This is a genomic window from Kribbella sp. NPDC031520, from assembly GCF_055580825.1.
Genome location: NZ_JBVIKS010000008.1, coordinates 141,074 through 156,549 on the forward strand (window position 1 = coordinate 141,074; position 15,476 = coordinate 156,549).

General features: G+C 69.8%; 16 protein-coding genes. 5 read left to right on the forward strand and 11 right to left on the reverse strand.

All coding sequences use genetic code 11. The features are described 5' to 3' along the window. Nucleotides 1–5 precede the first annotated feature (5 nt). The 3 genes from ACZ5BU_RS34765 to ACZ5BU_RS34775 are packed head-to-tail and all read right to left on the reverse strand — an operon-like array spanning nucleotide 6 to nucleotide 2,764. Nucleotides 6–839 (reverse strand): SMP-30/gluconolactonase/LRE family protein, encoded by an 834-nt coding sequence (locus tag ACZ5BU_RS34765; RefSeq protein WP_465704930.1) that lies wholly within the window; start codon nucleotides 837–839, stop codon nucleotides 6–8. 39 nt (nucleotides 840–878) lie between these two features. Then, nucleotides 879–2,147, reverse strand: coding sequence for an MFS transporter (locus tag ACZ5BU_RS34770; protein WP_465704932.1), 1,269 nt, complete (start codon nucleotides 2,145–2,147; stop codon nucleotides 879–881). Then, nucleotides 2,144–2,764 carry an HAD-IA family hydrolase gene (locus ACZ5BU_RS34775; protein WP_465704934.1) on the reverse strand — a complete coding sequence of 207 codons (621 nt, stop codon included), beginning with the start codon at nucleotides 2,762–2,764 and terminating at the stop codon, nucleotides 2,144–2,146. The genes ACZ5BU_RS34770 and ACZ5BU_RS34775 overlap by 4 nt, the downstream gene beginning before the upstream one ends. A gap of 47 nt (nucleotides 2,765–2,811) precedes the next feature. On the opposite strand from ACZ5BU_RS34775, the gene ACZ5BU_RS34780 reads away from it, so the two are divergent. Beyond that, nucleotides 2,812–3,969, forward strand: a complete 1,158-nt coding sequence (locus ACZ5BU_RS34780) for an ROK family transcriptional regulator (RefSeq protein ID WP_465704936.1) — start codon at nucleotides 2,812–2,814, stop codon at nucleotides 3,967–3,969. Here the strand turns inward: ACZ5BU_RS34780 and ACZ5BU_RS34785 are convergent. From ACZ5BU_RS34785 to ACZ5BU_RS34795, 3 genes are read right to left on the reverse strand one after another with little or no spacing between them, the layout of a single operon-like run. Next, nucleotides 3,966–4,583: a DinB family protein gene (locus ACZ5BU_RS34785; protein WP_465704938.1), complete on the reverse strand. Its 618-nt coding sequence runs from the start codon at nucleotides 4,581–4,583 to the stop codon at nucleotides 3,966–3,968. The two genes, ACZ5BU_RS34780 and ACZ5BU_RS34785, sit on opposite strands and share 4 nt — an antisense overlap. After that, nucleotides 4,580–5,386 carry a bifunctional hydroxymethylpyrimidine kinase/phosphomethylpyrimidine kinase gene (thiD, locus tag ACZ5BU_RS34790; RefSeq protein ID WP_465704940.1) on the reverse strand — a complete coding sequence of 269 codons (807 nt, stop codon included), beginning with the start codon at nucleotides 5,384–5,386 and terminating at the stop codon, nucleotides 4,580–4,582. Before thiD ends, ACZ5BU_RS34785 begins: the two co-directional genes overlap by 4 nt. A gap of 1 nt (nucleotide 5,387) precedes the next feature. Next, nucleotides 5,388–6,350 (reverse strand): thiamine-phosphate kinase, encoded by a 963-nt coding sequence (locus ACZ5BU_RS34795; RefSeq protein ID WP_465704942.1) that lies wholly within the window; start codon nucleotides 6,348–6,350, stop codon nucleotides 5,388–5,390. 124 nt (nucleotides 6,351–6,474) lie between these two features. Between ACZ5BU_RS34795 and ACZ5BU_RS34800 the strand changes: the two genes are divergently transcribed. Continuing rightward, nucleotides 6,475–6,711 (forward strand): Lrp/AsnC family transcriptional regulator, encoded by a 237-nt coding sequence (locus tag ACZ5BU_RS34800; RefSeq protein WP_184806149.1) that lies wholly within the window; start codon nucleotides 6,475–6,477, stop codon nucleotides 6,709–6,711. Between the two features lie 30 nt (nucleotides 6,712–6,741). After that, nucleotides 6,742–7,269, forward strand: coding sequence for a DUF3515 domain-containing protein (locus tag ACZ5BU_RS34805; RefSeq protein WP_465704944.1), 528 nt, complete (start codon nucleotides 6,742–6,744; stop codon nucleotides 7,267–7,269). Nucleotides 7,270–7,309: 40 nt separating this feature from the next. Here ACZ5BU_RS34805 and ACZ5BU_RS34810 read toward each other — a convergent pair whose 3' ends face one another. Beyond that, on the reverse strand, nucleotides 7,310–7,756 hold the full coding sequence (locus ACZ5BU_RS34810) for a class F sortase (RefSeq protein WP_465704946.1): 447 nt from the start codon (nucleotides 7,754–7,756) through the stop codon (nucleotides 7,310–7,312). Nucleotides 7,757–8,046: 290 nt separating this feature from the next. Continuing rightward, nucleotides 8,047–9,375, reverse strand: a complete 1,329-nt coding sequence (locus tag ACZ5BU_RS34815) for an ice-binding family protein (protein WP_465704948.1) — start codon at nucleotides 9,373–9,375, stop codon at nucleotides 8,047–8,049. 512 nt (nucleotides 9,376–9,887) lie between these two features. On the opposite strand from ACZ5BU_RS34815, the gene ACZ5BU_RS34820 reads away from it, so the two are divergent. Together ACZ5BU_RS34820 and ACZ5BU_RS34825 are read left to right on the forward strand one after the other, a co-directional pair. Next, nucleotides 9,888–10,304: a YciI family protein gene (locus tag ACZ5BU_RS34820; RefSeq protein WP_465704950.1), complete on the forward strand. Its 417-nt coding sequence runs from the start codon at nucleotides 9,888–9,890 to the stop codon at nucleotides 10,302–10,304. 46 nt (nucleotides 10,305–10,350) lie between these two features. Further along, entirely contained in the window at nucleotides 10,351–11,550 is a 1,200-nt protein-coding gene (locus ACZ5BU_RS34825; protein WP_465704952.1) for an RNA polymerase sigma factor, read from the forward strand. On the opposite strand, the gene ACZ5BU_RS34830 is transcribed toward ACZ5BU_RS34825, so the two are convergent. From ACZ5BU_RS34830 to ACZ5BU_RS34840, 3 genes are read right to left on the reverse strand one after another with little or no spacing between them, the layout of a single operon-like run. Continuing rightward, nucleotides 11,547–13,001 (reverse strand): carboxylesterase/lipase family protein, encoded by a 1,455-nt coding sequence (locus ACZ5BU_RS34830; protein WP_465704954.1) that lies wholly within the window; start codon nucleotides 12,999–13,001, stop codon nucleotides 11,547–11,549. The two genes, ACZ5BU_RS34825 and ACZ5BU_RS34830, sit on opposite strands and share 4 nt — an antisense overlap. A gap of 9 nt (nucleotides 13,002–13,010) precedes the next feature. Then, nucleotides 13,011–14,141 (reverse strand): D-alanine--D-alanine ligase family protein, encoded by a 1,131-nt coding sequence (locus ACZ5BU_RS34835; RefSeq protein ID WP_465704956.1) that lies wholly within the window; start codon nucleotides 14,139–14,141, stop codon nucleotides 13,011–13,013. A 58-nt stretch (nucleotides 14,142–14,199) separates the two neighbouring features. Continuing rightward, nucleotides 14,200–15,405 carry a cytochrome P450 gene (locus ACZ5BU_RS34840; RefSeq protein ID WP_465704958.1) on the reverse strand — a complete coding sequence of 402 codons (1,206 nt, stop codon included), beginning with the start codon at nucleotides 15,403–15,405 and terminating at the stop codon, nucleotides 14,200–14,202. Nucleotides 15,406–15,476: the final 71 nt, after the last annotated feature.

Below are 15,476 nucleotides of genomic sequence, written 5' to 3' on the forward strand. Positions count from 1 at the left end.
ATTTCTCAGCGGGCGGCCGGCGGTACGGCGACCGGGACCGTGTCGATCCGGCCGGTACGGGCGTCGCTGCGAAGGCGGGCGAGGTTGTCGGCGATGGAGTCGTTCAGGTGCCACTCCGACGTGAGGATGCAGAGCGTCGGGCCGTCGAAGTCGACCAGCGTGACGGAGAACGGGGCGCGGTTCTCCGGGAGGTCGATGCGCTGCAGGATCTCGCCGCCGTCGGCGACCCGGACGACGCCCTCAGTGCCGGTCTGCGACCAGATCGCGCCCTCGGCGTCGAGGCAGATCCCGTCCGGGCCGAGGTTCTCGGCGTACACCCGGCGGTTCGTCAGGTCGCCGTCCGGCTGGACGTCGAACGCCGTCAGCCGGCCCGCGAACGACTCGGCGATCACCAGCGTACGGCCGTCCGGCGTCAGTACCATGCCGTTCGGGAACTCGATGCCGTCGGCAACTTCCCGGATCGTCCCGTCCGGCGTGACGAGCTTGATCCAGCCGGGCTTCGGCGTTTCGCCACCGGCAAAGTTGAAGTCCGCGCCGTCCAGGTAGATGTTGCCGTGGGCATCGAGCACGATCTCGTTCGCGCGCTGCTCGGCGAGCACCGTGATCGATCCGTCCGGCTCGTACCGGCGGAGCTTGTCGCCGGTGGTCAGCAGCCGGCCGTCCGGCGTCCACTCGATCGACCAGCCCATCAGCTGTTCGACCGGTACGTCGAAGGACTCGGCCTTGCCGTCGGCGTCGATCGCGACCACCTGCTGCTCGACCCAGTTGCAGAACCAGAGCCGGCCGTCGTGCCAGCGCGCGGACTCGGGCATCGCCAGGCCGTCGATCAGGAGCTTCATGGTGTGCTGCCTTCCTCGGTTCGGGGGTGCTTTCACCCTCTACACGAACGAGGTGCGGCCGGATCGACGGCTCAGCAGGAAAAGTACGGCGAGCAGCGGCAGCGTGATCAGGTACGCCGTCCGCAGGTCGACGACCCGCGCCAGTACGGCGAGCAGCGCCGGGGCGACGAGGATCGCCGTACCGGACGCCATCGCGCCGACCGCGGCGAGCCGCGCCGAGCTGAGCCCCGGGATCGCGACGAGTGCCGCCAGCGTCACCGGGTACAGCGGTGCCACCCCGAGCCCCGCCACGACCAGCCCACCAGCCACCGCTGCCGGTGCGTCGAACAGGCTCACCAGCAACGTCCCCGCAGCAGCAAGCACACTGGACGGCACCACCGGCGACCATCCGTTCACCCGAATCGGCCCGATCGCCCGCCCGACCGCCATCCCAATCGGAAACGCACTGCCCAGCAGCGCCGCTGTGGCCGTAGGTAAGCCCGTAGCCACCAATCGAGCCACCGCCCAGACCACGAAACAAAACTCCACAGACACGGCCAGCACGACCCGCAACCACCCGACCCCCACATCCACCACCACGCGCCGCCCAACCCGCCGCCACTTCCCCGCCAACCCGACAGCAGGAGCAGAGTCGATAAGCACAGGCACAGCGTCCTGGGAGGAGAGCGGAGCGCCCGCAGCATCCGACGTCGTAGTCGCCGGCCCGTCCGCCCTCCCCACACCCAGCGCGGACCCCTCCGCGCCCGCCACCCGCGCGGGTCTGCGGGTGAGGACGGCCAGCAGCAGGAGCGGCGGAGCCGCTGCGAGGAGGGCTAGGCGGCCGCTGGGACCCAGGCTGTCCAGGGTGCCGATTGCTAGCGGCGCGAGGATGCCTGTGCCGCTGGCTACCGCGTTGACCCGACTCAGACGAGAGGCTGCGGTCGGACCGTTCAGCATGAGAGGGGCTACCAGTACGAGCAGTGCGCCGCCGAGGCCGACCAGCAGGCCGCCTGCGATCGCGACGACGTACGCAGGGGCGACCGCGATCAGCACGGCACCCACCGCACACACAACAGACCCCAGAGCGAGCACGGTAGGCATCGGCCAACGCCGCAGCATGCGTGGGCCCACCAGCGCGACCAGTAGCAGTCCGACAGCGAACCCCGACGACAGCAGGGCCAGCCGGCTGGTCGGCTCGTTCAGATCGCGCGCGAGGATCGCCACACAGGCCCCGAGACCGGCCAGTACGAACCCCATCGCCGAGAGTGCGATCCCGATCCGGATCTCGTCCGTACGGCTCCCGGCGTCCACCGGGGCCTGCGCGGTCACTCCAGACCTTGGAACAGCGCGTCGAGCCGGTGCAGGTCCGGGAGTTCGACGTCGGCCGGCACACCCTTCAGCCCGGCAGTCAGTGCCCCCGAGGCCCGTCCGGCCGACAGTCCGACGACGGTGTCCTCCACCACCAGACACTCGGTCACCGGTACGCCGAGCAGCTCCGCCGCCCGGAGGTACCCTTCCGGATCCGGCTTGGCCCGGCTCACGTCGTCGACCGTGACGAGCACCGACGGCGCGATCCCGGCCGCGGTCAGCCGTACCTTCGCGAGCTGCGCCGGCGCACTGGTGTAGACCGCCCACGGCGTCCCGATCCGTTCGAGCGTCGCGATCAGCTCGACCGCGCCCGGCTTCGCGACCACACCGTCGACGTCGTTGACCTCGAGGTCGTACACCCGCGCCCACGCCGCCGCTCGCTCGTCCGCGGACGCATCCGGCAGGAACCGCGCGACCGTCGCGGCCGCCGGGTTCCCGTGCGCGACCGCGAGCACCGCGGCCGGGTCGAGCCCGAACTCGACCGCCCAGCGGTTCCAGCACCGGTCCACGACCGCGTCCGAATCCACCAGCGTGCCGTCCATGTCGAACAGCACGGCGCGGATCTCCCGGATCTCCATCAGCCCTCCCATTAAACTCGTCCTCCGAGCATAAACGGAAGGCAGCGATGACTCCAGTACGCCGGGGACAATGGCAGACGGCCGCGGACGTCCTCACCCAGGTCGCGCGCCGGCCGGGGATCACCCGCGCCGAGGTCGCGCGCACGCTCCGGTTGAGCACCGGCTCGGCCACTGAGGTGACTGCCCGGTTACGCGACGTACGGCTGCTGACAGAGGCCCCCGCCCCGAGCCAGGGACGCGGGCGTCCGACAACGGTCCTGCAGGCGCACCCTGAAGGCCCGGTAGCCCTGGCACTCGACCTGAGGCAGAGCGGTTGGCGTAGCGCAGTCGTAGCACTGGACGGGTCGCTTCAGGACCCGCAGTACAAGCGGCATCGCAGTAGGCGTGCACAGCCGGTCCTGAACAACCTGCGGCGAGCGGTCGAGGAGACACACGAGCAGTACGGCGACCGCCTGCAGCTGGTGAGTCTCGCCGTACCAGGGACGGTCCGCGACAACCACCTCATGCAAGCGCCAACCCTGGAGTGGGCTGAGCTCGACCTGGCAGAGGTCACCGCCGGCGTCGACGTACCGCTCCTGGCCGGCAACGACGCCACACTCAGCGGTGTAGCAGAGGCCCGTACGGGCGCGGCCGCGGGAGCCGGTACGGCGGTACACCTGATCGTCGAGGTGGGTATCGGCGGGACCCTACTGATCGACGGCGTACCAGCACAGGGTGCTTCCGGTGCAGGTGGTGAGTACGGGCACATGCCGTTCGGGGACCGTTCGCGGCTGTGTCCGTGCGGCGCGCGCGGCTGCTGGGACCTGGAGATCGACGGCCGCGCCCTGGCTCGCCACTTGAATCAGCCGACGCCTGACGATCCGGTGGCGTACGCGGAGGAGGTACTGCGACGCACAGACCGGTCTGCCCGCGCAGCAGTCACCAAGGTGGTCAGTGCGCTCGGCTACGGCATCGCAGGTCTCGTCAACGCGCACGACCCGGACGTGGTGACCGTAGGCGGGCTGGCAATCCCTCTACGCGCAGCAGCTTCGCAGACATTCCAGGAGGCGTACGAGAGCGGTCTGATGACGTTCCACCGCGGCTCACCACCCCCTGTCCTGGCTGCTACCCACCAGCCGGACGGGCCGCTGCGAGGCGCGGCTGCGCTGGCTCTCGACCAGTTGACCAGTGAGCCGTCCATCGCGGCCTGGGTCGCCCAGCGCTAGTCAGCTACTTCCACGGGCGCTTCTTCTGGCTCTTCCTCGGTCTCCGGCTTGGGCTTGGGAACGATGGGAGGCTCCAGCTTCGCCAGGATCTCGGTGATGTCGTGGCGATGGTGCTGGATCTCGTGGGCCGTGTGCCGGATGATCCAGCCGAGCGTGCGCGGTGCGCGGACCGGGTAGTTGTACAGCCCGAGCTTCCCCAGCTGCTGCGGCTGCAGCACCCGGGCCGCTGCCCCGAACTCGCGGGCGAACCGCATCAGCGCGGCCGCCACCTCCATCGGGTCCTGCTTCTCGTACTTCTCCTGCTTCACCCGGCCGGTCCGGTCCATCGGCGCGTACACCGGCCGGTCCTCCGCGAGGCACTGCGCGATCCGCAGCCGCTGCACCTCGAGTACGTCACGCACGTGGCACGCGTACTCGATCGCCGACCACACCTCCGGCTCCGGTCGCAGCCGGACCACGTCCACGTCCGGACCGGCGGCGGCCTTGGTCAGCGCCATCGCACAGTCGGCCGCCTGCTTGATCAGCAGCGTCACGGTGCCCTGCAGGTCACCGGTGTCGTAGTTGAAACCGCACTGCTCGCAGTACCCGTCCACCGGGGGCTGCTGCTTGCTCAACTGCTACTCCCTCGCCATCTCCACGCATGATCGACCGGACCGATCCCGTCGCCGAGTGCGAACCCAGCGGCGATCGCTCCGGTCACGTACTCCTTCGCAGCACCTACTGCACTCGGTACGTCGTACCCACGAGCAAGGTACGACGCGATGGTGCTCGCCAGCGTGCAACCGGTGCCGTGCGTGTGTCTGTTGTCGGCCCGTGCAGCACTGTACGTACGGCGTAGTCCAGGGCCGTGCAGTACGTCGACAGCGGTCGGGCCGTCGTCGTGGCCGCCCTTGACGAGTACCCAGGTCGCTCCTGCGTCCAGCAGCACCTTCGCAGCGAGCTCCCGGTCGTGAGGTGTCGTCAGCTCGACACCGGACACCGGACCGAGCTCCGTGAGGTTGGGGGTGAGCACTGTAGCCAGCGGGACGATCTCCGACCGTACGGCGTCCATCGCGTCCGCCGCGAGCAGCGCGTCGCCGTGCTTCGACACCGACACCGGGTCGACCACGACCGGTACGCCGTCCGGCAGCGTCCGCAGCAGCGACGCGACGACCCGCACCATCGACTCGGACGCGAGCATGCCGGTCTTCACCGCGTCGACGCCGATGTCGTCGACGACGCTCCGGAACTGCGCTCGTACCTGCTCCTCCGGCAGCTCCCAGGCGCCCTGGACGCCGAGGCTGTTCTGCGCGGTGATGGCGGTGAGCACGCTCATGCCGTGCACCCCGTTCGCGAGCATGGCCTTGAGGTCCGCCTGGATCCCGGCGCCGCCACCGGAATCCGAACCCGCGATCGTCAGCACTCTGGGCGGGTGCATCTCAACTCCTGAAATGTGCATGTCCGGTCTCCGCAGCATACGGCGCGCCGTCCACCGTCACCGTCCCGGCCGGGCGTTCTTCGTTGCCCTCGGCAACCGAGCCGATGACGGTCCAGCCCTCGGGTACGTCGGCCGGTTCGAAGGTACCGACCAGGGCGTGGTCCTCACCGCCGGTCAGCACGAACTTCAGCGCGTCCACACCGGTCGCGGCCGCGACCGCCTGGAGTGGCTCGGGTACGGTCAGCGCCTTCGTGTGGACGTCGATGATCACCTGACTGGCCGCGGCGATGTGGCCGAGGTCGGACAGCAGCCCGTCGCTCACGTCGCACAATGACGAGGCGCCACCGAGAGCAGCCTTCGGACCTTCGTCGTACGGCGGTTGCGGGCGGCGGTGCGCCTCGACCACGGCCCGCGGCGAGCGGAACCCGCGCGCGAGGACCGCCCAGCCCGCCTCGGCCCAGCCCAGCCGGCCGACGTACGCGACCTCGTCCCCCGGGCGGGCGCCGGAACGCAGTACCGGCCGGCGGCCGTCCAGCGAGCCGAACGCGGTGACCGACACCACGATCTTGTCCGACTGCACCGTGTCGCCGCCGACGATGCTCGCGCCGACCAGCTCGCACTCGTCCACAAGTCCCTGGTTCAGCTCCAGCGCCCAGGCGGTCGGCAGGTCCGCGGGGCCGCCGAAGCCGACCACCAGCGCGGTCGGCCGGGCGCCCATCGCGACCACGTCGGCCAGGTTCTGCGCGGCGGCCTTGCGGCCCACGTCGTACGCCGACGACCAGTCCTGGCGGAAGTGCCTGCCCTCCACCAGCAGGTCGGTCGTGATCACCACGCGCCCGTCCGGCACCGCCAGCACGGCCGCGTCGTCACCGGGACCGACCAGGACGTCCTCACTCTGGGACAGCCCCTTGGTGACGGCCGCGATCAGGCCGAACTCACCCGTGCTCCCCAACGTCTCTGTCACGTCAGCAGACCTCCCATATCGCTAGCCGGAGTCTAGGCGGTACCGTGACGTGGCAACGAGTACGCCCGGCCGCCTGGCAGTACTGTGGCTGGAGCCAGCTGAGGACGACTGAGTGGAGAACGACGTGGTGGTCCAGGCCTACATCCTGATCCAGACCGAGGTCGGCAAGGCGGCCGACGTCGCGGCACAGATCGCCGAGGTCCAGGGCGTGACCCTGGCCGAGGACGTCACCGGGCCGTACGACGTGATCGTCCGCGCGGAAGCCCGCAACGTCGACGAACTGGGCAAACTGGTGGTTGCCCGGGTCCAGAACGTCCCCGGCATCACCCGCACCCTGACCTGCCCCGTCGTCCACATCTGACCTCGGACACGGGGACCCGCTGTTTCCGGTATGCCCAAGCTCCTGCCCCGGACCACCGGCATGCCCCGCACCGCTCCCGCCGCGCCCCGGACCGCCGGCGTCTCCCGGATCGCGGGCGCCGCGCTCGTCGTCGTGCTGCTGATCGCCGGGTGCAGCCCCGGCGCGACCCCGGTCCCTGTACCGTCCCCCGCCCCCGAGGTGGCCGCCGCCTGCAAGGACCTGGTGAAGGCCCTCCCAGTCAAGGTCCTGGACGCCAAACGCCGGCAAACCACCCCGGAGAGCCCCCTCACCACCGCGTACGGCGACCCACCCATCGAGATGACCTGCGGCGTAACCCCACCCGCCGGCCTGGCCGAAGCCCAGTCCCAGTGCTTCGAGGTCAACGGCGTCGGCTGGTTCGCCAAGCAGGTCCAGAACGGCTACGTCTTCACCACCATCGGCCGCACCCTGTACTTCGAGGTCGCGGTTCCGTCGAAGTACGCCCCCGAAGCCAACGCCCTCACCGACGTCTCCGACGCTGTCCACAAGTACGACAAACTCGTCACGCCCTGTCTCTGACGACGGCTGCCCGACGGACGACGGAGAGATTGCCTGCGCGTCAGCCGATCAGGTCGGCGAACACCACCAGGTTCGCCTCGTACTTCTCCGACACGTAGTCCAGCCCACCGCACGTGATCAGCCGGAGTCCGGGATGGTCGATGTCGCCGTACACCGCCGCGCTCGGGAAGCTGGCCTTCGGATACTCCCGGACCCGGCTGACCCGGAACGTCGCGGTCGAGCGGTCCTGCCGGGTCACCACGACCTGGTCGCCCGGCTTCAGCCGGTCCAGCCGGGCGAAGACCCCGGGCCGGCCGGACCAGTGAACATGACCGGCGATCACGGCGGGGCCTGTCTCACCGGGTGTGGGCGCACCGGTGAACCAGCCGGCCGGAAATCCGTTCGGCGGAACCTGCAGCGTGCCGTTGCCGGTGATGCCGAGCCCGATCAGGCGTGAATCCACCCCGATCGCGGGGATCCTCACCCGGATCGGGGTGGACTTCCGCATCGGGGCCGGCTGTTCGCGTCCCGGGCTGGGGGGTGATCGCCGGGACGGATCGGCCGATGGCTCCGTGCGGAGTGCTGGGCTGTCCTTGCCTACCGCAAAGGTGTGTCGCGGGGTGCCCGTGGCGGGTGTGCTCGGTGTGGGCGTGATGACGGTGGTGGTTGGCGCGGCGGCTCCGCTGGGTGCGACCTCGGCCGGGTCGGCACCTTGCTGAGTCGGCCCCGTGCCCGACGCAGTGGTACACCCGGCCAGTGTGAGGGTGGCCGCGAGGAACAGAACCGCCGCGCCGGTCCTCATGGAGTGCCGATCACGAACCAACCGAACCACGGAACGCTCGGCGGCTCCACGAGGAGGATCGACGGCCCGGTCCAATCACCGGTTCCGACGGCGCCGCCCGGAGTCCTGGTGACCTGCGGCGGCGTGGGCGAAACGGTCGGCACCGGCGGAGTGGTCGGCGGCGTGGTCGGCGGTGTCGTCGGCGGTGTCGTCGGCGGTGTCGTCGGCGGCGTGGTCGGCGGCGTGGTCGGCGGCGTGGTCGGCGGCGTGGTCGGCGGTGTCGTCGGCGGCGTGGTCGGCGGTGTCGTCGGCGGCGTGGTCGGCGGTGTCGTCGGCGGTGTCGTCGGCGGTGTCGTCGGCGGCGTGGTCGGCGGCGTGGTCGGCGGTGTCGTCGGCGGTGTCGTCGGCGGTGTCGTCGGCGGTGTCGTCGGCGGTGTCGTCGGCGGCGTGGTCGGCGGCGTGGTCGGCGGTGTCGTCGGCGGAGTCGTCGGCGGAGTCGTCGGCGGCGTGGTCGGCGGTGTCGTCGGCGGCGTGGTCGGCGGCGTCGTCGGCGGCGTCGTCGGCGGCGTCGTCGGCGGCGTGGTCGGCGGTGGTGTCGTCGGCGGTGTGCTGCAGGACGGTTTGGTGAGCGTGTTGGTGTCCAGGGTCACGGACCCGTTGCGCGCCAGCATCCGGCCGACCGCCGTGGCACCGGTGTCCATGGTGATGGATGTCAATGCCAGGACCGTCCCGCGGAACTGGGTGGCCGTACCGATCGTCGCCGAGCTGCCCACCTGCCAGAACACATTGCAGGCCTGCGCCCCGTTGGTCAGCAGCACGCTGCTGCTCGTTGCGGTCGTGAGGGTGGAGCCTGCCTGGAACACGAAGACCGCTCCCGCGTCGCCTTCTGCGTCCAGGGTCAGCGCACCGGTCAAACCGATCGAGGAGGCCGAGTTGTAGACGCCCTGGGTCAGCGTCTTCCCACCCAGGTCGTCGGTGATCGGCGTCGGCGGTGACTCGCCGGCGGCGACGTTGTAGGCCGTGACCAGATCCTTCTTCGCCTCCTGGGTCACGTTGTCGCCGGCATGGTTGGTTCCGGTGATAGTCATCGTTCCGGTGCCGGTGATCGCGGGGTTCGGGAAGCTGCCGATGTCCCCGGTCAGCACGGTCGGTCCGGTGTTGGTGATTCCCGCCCCGGCCAGGACCACGAAACTCTCGGCAGTGCCGAGCGGCACCGCCACGGCCGCGGCCTGCGCATTTCGTCCGGTGACCAGCAGACCGCCGGCTGACACGACGAGCGCCGCGGCGACCGCCAGTCCGCTCAGCCGCAGCCGGCCGAGAGGGGGCGCAGAGATGGGCAGTTTCATGATCGGTTTCACCCTCAGTCCATCATCGAGCCGTCTGCTCGATGGCAGGACGACTTGTTGTCCGGGCAGTTCGTTGAGCAGGATCCGCGGTCGCGAGGACGACATCGAGCGATCCGGACGGGTCCAGGCCCGGTAACAGGACATCGGGAGAGCGCCACGAGAAGCAGGACTTACGCCGTCCCGCCACCTTGATGGCGTCCCGTTCGATCGGTAGCAGCTGCGAAGATGCTGTCTATGCCAGTCACAGCTCGTTACACCTAGCTGACGTTAAGTCCATGCTGACGCAGTGTCAACTGCCTGATACCGCTACCCGGCAACCAATCGAAGCCGTTGCTTCGTTCAACTAGTGCCGCGCCACGGTTGCTGCTGCAACGACTGCTGCGCCGCACTACCCACCGGCATACTCCCTGGTGAGATCCAATTCGTCGGCCGATGATGTCCGATCGCGGGCTGTGGGGGCGACGTCTCGGGTGACGGCGCCTGCGGTGGCGCCCGGATGACGGGAGAGATCGATGAAGTACATGATCCTGACGTACGCGTCGCAGCAGGCCTACGACGCGATGGCGGGAAAGGCGAGCGGGAACCCGGCCTGGGAGCCGGCCGACTTCGCGGCGATGGGGGCGTTCATGGAGAAGTTCAACAACGACCTCCTCGAGTCGGGTGAGCTGGTGGAGACGCGGGCGCTGGCGGCGCCGGTGCTGACCCGGCGTTTGGGGTCGAAGGACGGGCAGTCAGTGGTTACCGACGGGCCGTACGCGGAGACCCAGGAGGTGCTCGCGGGGTACTGGATCGTCGAGTGCGAGTCGTTCGACCGGGCGACGGAGATCGCGTCCCGGCTGGCCGATACCCCGGTTCCCGAGTCCGTGCGCGCCACGGCGTACGCGGATGTCCGCCCGATCGTCGAAGGACGCGACGAACTAATGGGGTGAGTCCGATGAGGTGCTCGCGCTACGGGCCGGACCAGGTGGGTGACTCGTGAACGTCGCTCTCGACGACCTGCTGCGGGAGCTGGCGCCGCAGGTGCTCGGGGCCCTGGTGCGGCGGTTCGGGCACTTCGATACGGCTGAGGATGCCGTGCAGGAGGCTTTGCTCGCGGCGGCGCAGCAGTGGCCCGTCGACGGCGTACCGGAGAATCCGCGTGGATGGTTGATCACGGTGGCTTCGCGACGGCTGACGGATCTGCTCCGGCGGGAGCAGGCCCGTCGGCGGCGCGAAGACCGGGTAGCGCACTGGGCAGCCCAGGGTGAGCCGGTCGGGGACGCGGACGACACGTTGGTGTTGTTGTTCCTCTGCTGCCATCCGTCGTTGTCGGCGGCATCGCAGATCGCGTTGACGCTGCGGGCCGTCGGCGGACTGAGGACGGCCGAGATCGCGCGGGCGTTTCTGGTGCCAGAGGCAACCATGACGCGACGGATCACCCGGGCGAAGGCGAGCGTGCAGGACAGCGGCGCGCGGTTCACGATGCCGGCCGACCGGGAGGACCGGCTGGGCGCGGTGCTGAAGGTCGTCTACCTGATCTTCAACGAGGGATACGCGAGTACGACGGGGCCGAGCTTGCAGCGGGTGGAGCTTGCGGCGGAGGGGATCCGGCTGGCGCGCATGCTGCACCGGTTGCTGCCGGACGATCCCGAGGTCGCCGGACTGCTGGCGTTGCTGCTGCTGACCGACGCCCGGCGTCCGGCGCGGACCGGTCCGCTCGGCGAACTCGTACCCATGGCGGAGCAGGACCGTTCGCTGTGGATCCCGGAGCTGATCCACGAGGGCGTCGAGCTGATCACCGCAACCCTCCCCCGCGGCCCGGTCGGCCCGTACCAACTGCAGGCCGCGATCGCCGCCGTACACGACGAATCACCCTCCGCCGACGAGACGGACTGGCCGCAGATCGTCGCCCTGTACGACGTCCTGCTGCAGCAAACCGACAACCCCATGGTTGCCCTCAACCACGTAGTCGCCGTCGCGATGGCCCGCGGCCCCGCGGAGGCTCTCGCCCTGCTGTCGACCATCGAACAAGACGAACGCCTGACGAAGGACCACCGCCTGTACGCCGTCCGCGCCCATCTACTCGAACTGTCCGGCGACCCCACCGGCGCCCGCAAAGCCTACGAAGAAGCGGCCCGCCTGACCACGAGCCTTCCCCAACAGCGCTACCTCAACACCCGCGCCAACAGGCTCTAACGGTGGGTCCAGTAGGCGAGCTCCTCCGGGCGGTCGTTGGTGGTGGTGCCGGAGGCGGTGGCGAAGTAGCGGGTGAGACGGGAGTCGGAGGTGTACGGCGACCAGCCGGGGGCGCCGGCGGTGGCGAAGTCGATCCACGCTGTGTGGACGAGGTCGGCGAGGTGCTTCGGTGGGTGTGGGCCGAGCATGGCCCTGACCGACGGGTCGCCGAGGTTGTCGAAGACGAAGGCCAGTTCGAGCGCGTGGCAGGAGCCCAGGGTGCCGTTGCAGGCGGGGGACTTCCAGGCGAACTCGTAGAGGTAGGCGCCGGGGTGGGCCTCGGCCAGGCGGATCGCGGGGATTCGGTAGTACGAGTCGGTCATCACGGCGGCCAGGACGTCGCCCGAGGTCACGCCGGGGCGGTTGGCTTGGTAACGGCGTACGCCTGCCATCGACAGGCCGAAGCGGAGGCGCGCCGCGGCGTACAGGAGTGGGGTGTTGATCGTGCGGGCTACGCCGGTGGGAATGAGGAAAAGCCGGGCTTCCTCGGCGTTCGTGCCGACCATCAGGGAGATGTCGGCGGCGGCGCCGGCGCGGATGCGGTCGAGCGGTGGCGCCGGAAGCAGTTCGCCGTCGACCACAGGGCTGAACGGGAGAAGCGTGCGGGCGACATCACCCCAGACCTTCGGCCGCGCCTTGCTCATCACCTGCTGGCCGAGCTGGTCCTGCGCCGCGAGCAGCCGCTCGATCGGCACCCGCGCGATCGCCTCACGCGTCGGTGCCGTGCCGAGCACCGCGGCCAACCGTTCCCCGACGAGGCGGGCAGTCGGAGCACCGATCGTGTTGTTCGCCGCACCGGACTGAGCGATCGCCCGATGGAACAGGCCCGAAGCGGCAGGCATCGCGAGCAGCGTGCAGACGCTCATCGCTCCGGCCGACTCACCGAAGATGGTCACGTTCGACGGGTCGCCGCCGAACGCCGCGATGTTGTCCCGGACCCAGGTCAGCGCCGCGATCTGGTCCAGCAGCCCGAGGTTCGGCGTACCGTCCCCGAACCACAGGAACCCGTCCGCGCCGAGCCGGTAGTTCAACGTCACCAGTACGACGCCGTCCCGCGCGAACGAACTGCCGTCGTACACCGACAGCGCCCCGGAGCCGCTGGTGAACGACCCGCCATGGATGAACACCATCACCGGCGCGCTCCCGTCCAGCGCTGGCGTCCACACGTTCAGGTTCAGGTAGTCGTCGCCCGGGATGATCGTCCGCGGCACCAGCTCCCCGATCAGCCCGACCGCGCCGGTCTGCGGAGCGGTCGGCCCGTACGCCGTGGCGTCGCGCGGTGTGGTCCACGGTTCCGGCGGCCGTGGCGGCTGGAACCGGTTCGCGCCTACCGGTGGTGCGGCGTACGGGACGCCCTTGAACACCAGGCCGTCGCCGCGGACCGGGCCGTTCTGCGTGTCGACGACCGTCATGCGGACGGGTCAGCGCAGGCCGGTGGGCCGGGTCATCGCGAGGTCGATCAGGTGCTGCACGAGGCTCGCGTAGTCCTTGCCGGAGGCCGCCCACAGCCGCGGGAACATGCTGGTCGGGGTGAAACCGGGCATCGTGTTGATCTCGTTGATGATCACCCGGCCGTCGGCGTCGACGAAGAAGTCCGCCCGCGCGAGTCCCTCGGCCTCGATCGCGTCGAACGCAGTCAGCGCCTTCGCCCGGATCTCGCCCGCCAGCTCGGCCGGTAGGTCGGCCGGTACCGAGAGCGCCAGGTACTCCTCGCCCTCCGGCAGGTACTTGGTCTCGAAGTCGTAAAAGTCGTGCCCGCCACCGGACACCGCGACCTCGCCGCAGACGCTGACCTCGGGCTTGGTCCCGTCCAGCCCGCCGAGCACCCCGACCTCGATCTCGCGCGGGTCCTTGGCGGATGCCTCGACGATCACCTTCGGGTCGTGCGCGCGGGCCTCGACGATCGCGCCGTTGAGCTCGTCCAGGCTGTTCACCTTCGTGATCCCGAGGCTGGACCCGCCCCGGCACGGCTTCACGAACACCGGGTAGCCGAGCGCGTCCACGGCGGCCCGGCACGCGTCCGGGTCCTGCCGCCAGTCGCGGTCGCGGATCACGACGTACGGCGTCACCTCGAGGCCGGCGGCCTGGAAGACGACCTTCATGTAGTGCTTGTCCATGCCGACGGCGCTGGCGAGTACGCCGGAGCCGACGTACCGGATGTCTGACATCTCGAGCAGGCCCTGGATGGTGCCGTCCTCGCCCCACGGGCCGTGCAGCAGCGGGAACACCACATCGACCTCGCCGAGCGTGCTCGGGACCTGGTCGGGCTCGCTGACCACGAGCTCGCGGTTCGCGCCGAACAGCACCGGCATCGCGGTGACGTCGACCTCGGGGAGCTTGCCGTCGGTGATCGACAGCCGCTCCGGGTCGCCGCTCTCCAGCACCCAGTGCCCGCTGGTGCTGATGCCGACCGGGACCACGTCGTACTTGTCCCGGTCGATGACCTGCAGGACGTTGGCAGCGGTCACGCAGGAGATCGCGTGCTCGCTCGACCGGCCGCCGAAGACGACGGCGATCCGGGGCTTGCGCTGGCTTTCTGAGAACTCACTCACCGGCTCGACTGTAGCGGCCCGCGGATCAGGATCCGACCGGGGTTCGGTTAAGAGATCTTCAGATCGGTCCGTCCCAGGTGACTGGCAACGCTGTCACTCCGTACACGAGCGTGTTCTCCCGGTAGTCGATCTCGTCGAACGGTACGGCGAGTCGCAGCGTCGGGATCCGCGCGAACAACCGGGTGAACACCTCCTGCAGCTCGACCCGCGCGAGCTGTTGCCCGATGCACTGGTGCGGCCCGAACCCGAACGCGACATGGGCCGCGGCCTGCCGTTCGAGGTCGAGCCGGTCCGGGTCCGGGAACACGGTCTCGTCCCGGTTCGCCGACGACAGCGCGGCGATCAGGTAGTCGCCCGTTCGGATTGTCGACGATCCGATTGTCAACTCGTCGGTCGCGTGCCGGAACAGCCCGAAGTGCACGACGGACAGGTACCGCAGCAACTCCTCGACGGCGCCCGGCACCTTCGACGGATCGGAGCGCAGCAGGTCGAGCTGCGCAGGATTCCGGAGCAACGCGAGCGTGCTCAGGGCAATCATGTTCGCGGTCGTCTCGTGTCCGGCGATCAGCAGCGTGACGCCGAGCGTCACCAGCTCCTCCAGGCTCAGCGGCGTACCGAGTTCCTCGCCGCGGGTGATCAGCCGCGAGAGCAGATCGTCCGAGCGCTGCGCCTGCTTGGCCAGCACCAGCTCGACGATGTACTGGTTCAGCTCGTCGCTGGCCCGCTGGATCTCGTCGGTCCACCCGTCGACCCGGACCAGCTGCGCGCTCCGCTCCTGGAACTCGTCGCGGTCCGCGTACGGAACGCCGAGCAGCTCGCAGATCACCAGCGACGGGATCGGCAGCGCGAACTCCTGGACCAGATCGACCGGCCCGCCGGCCGCGAGCATGTCGACAATCCGATCGTCGACAATCCGCGCGATCCACGGCCGCATCGCCTCCATCCGCTTCACCGCGAACTCGGTCGCCAGCATCCGGCGCAGCCGTTTGTGCGCCGCCCCGTCCACCTGCAGGATCGACCCGGACTCCGCCTCCCGGTCCAGGTCGACGTCGGGTACGACGTGATCGGACGGCGCCAGCCGCGAACTCAGCCGGCGATCCCGGAGCAGCGTGCGGACGTCGTCGTACCGGCTGATCACGTACGCGTCGACGCCCGCCGGGGTGGACACCTTCGGCGGCGCGTCGGTGCGGCGGTAGCCGGCGTACTCGGGAGCCGGGTCGAACGGGCACCCGGACGGCCTGCGGACGGGAAAGGTCTCGGTCATCGCCACCCCTAACGGCAGATTTTGGTAGTGACTACCATATGGCTGGCGCTTCCGATACGGAACACCCTTCG

Bases quoted from the DNA above. Each gene is read 5' to 3' on its own strand.
- ACZ5BU_RS34765 (WP_465704930.1), bottom strand. From the start codon at position 839: ATGAAGCTCCTGATCGACGGCCTGGCGATGCCCGAGTCCGCGCGCTGG.
- ACZ5BU_RS34775 (WP_465704934.1), bottom strand. From the start codon at position 2,764: ATGGAGATCCGGGAGATCCGCGCCGTGCTGTTCGACATGGACGGCACG.
- ACZ5BU_RS34780 (WP_465704936.1), top strand. From the start codon at position 2,812: ATGACTCCAGTACGCCGGGGACAATGGCAGACGGCCGCGGACGTCCTC.
- thiD (WP_465704940.1), bottom strand. From the start codon at position 5,386: ATGCACCCGCCCAGAGTGCTGACGATCGCGGGTTCGGATTCCGGTGGC.
- ACZ5BU_RS34805 (WP_465704944.1), top strand. From the start codon at position 6,742: ATGCCCAAGCTCCTGCCCCGGACCACCGGCATGCCCCGCACCGCTCCC.
- ACZ5BU_RS34810 (WP_465704946.1), bottom strand. From the start codon at position 7,756: ATGCGGAAGTCCACCCCGATCCGGGTGAGGATCCCCGCGATCGGGGTG.
- ACZ5BU_RS34815 (WP_465704948.1), bottom strand. From the start codon at position 9,375: ATGAAACTGCCCATCTCTGCGCCCCCTCTCGGCCGGCTGCGGCTGAGC.
- ACZ5BU_RS34820 (WP_465704950.1), top strand. From the start codon at position 9,888: ATGAAGTACATGATCCTGACGTACGCGTCGCAGCAGGCCTACGACGCG.
- ACZ5BU_RS34830 (WP_465704954.1), bottom strand. From the start codon at position 13,001: ATGACGGTCGTCGACACGCAGAACGGCCCGGTCCGCGGCGACGGCCTG.
- ACZ5BU_RS34840 (WP_465704958.1), bottom strand. From the start codon at position 15,405: ATGACCGAGACCTTTCCCGTCCGCAGGCCGTCCGGGTGCCCGTTCGAC.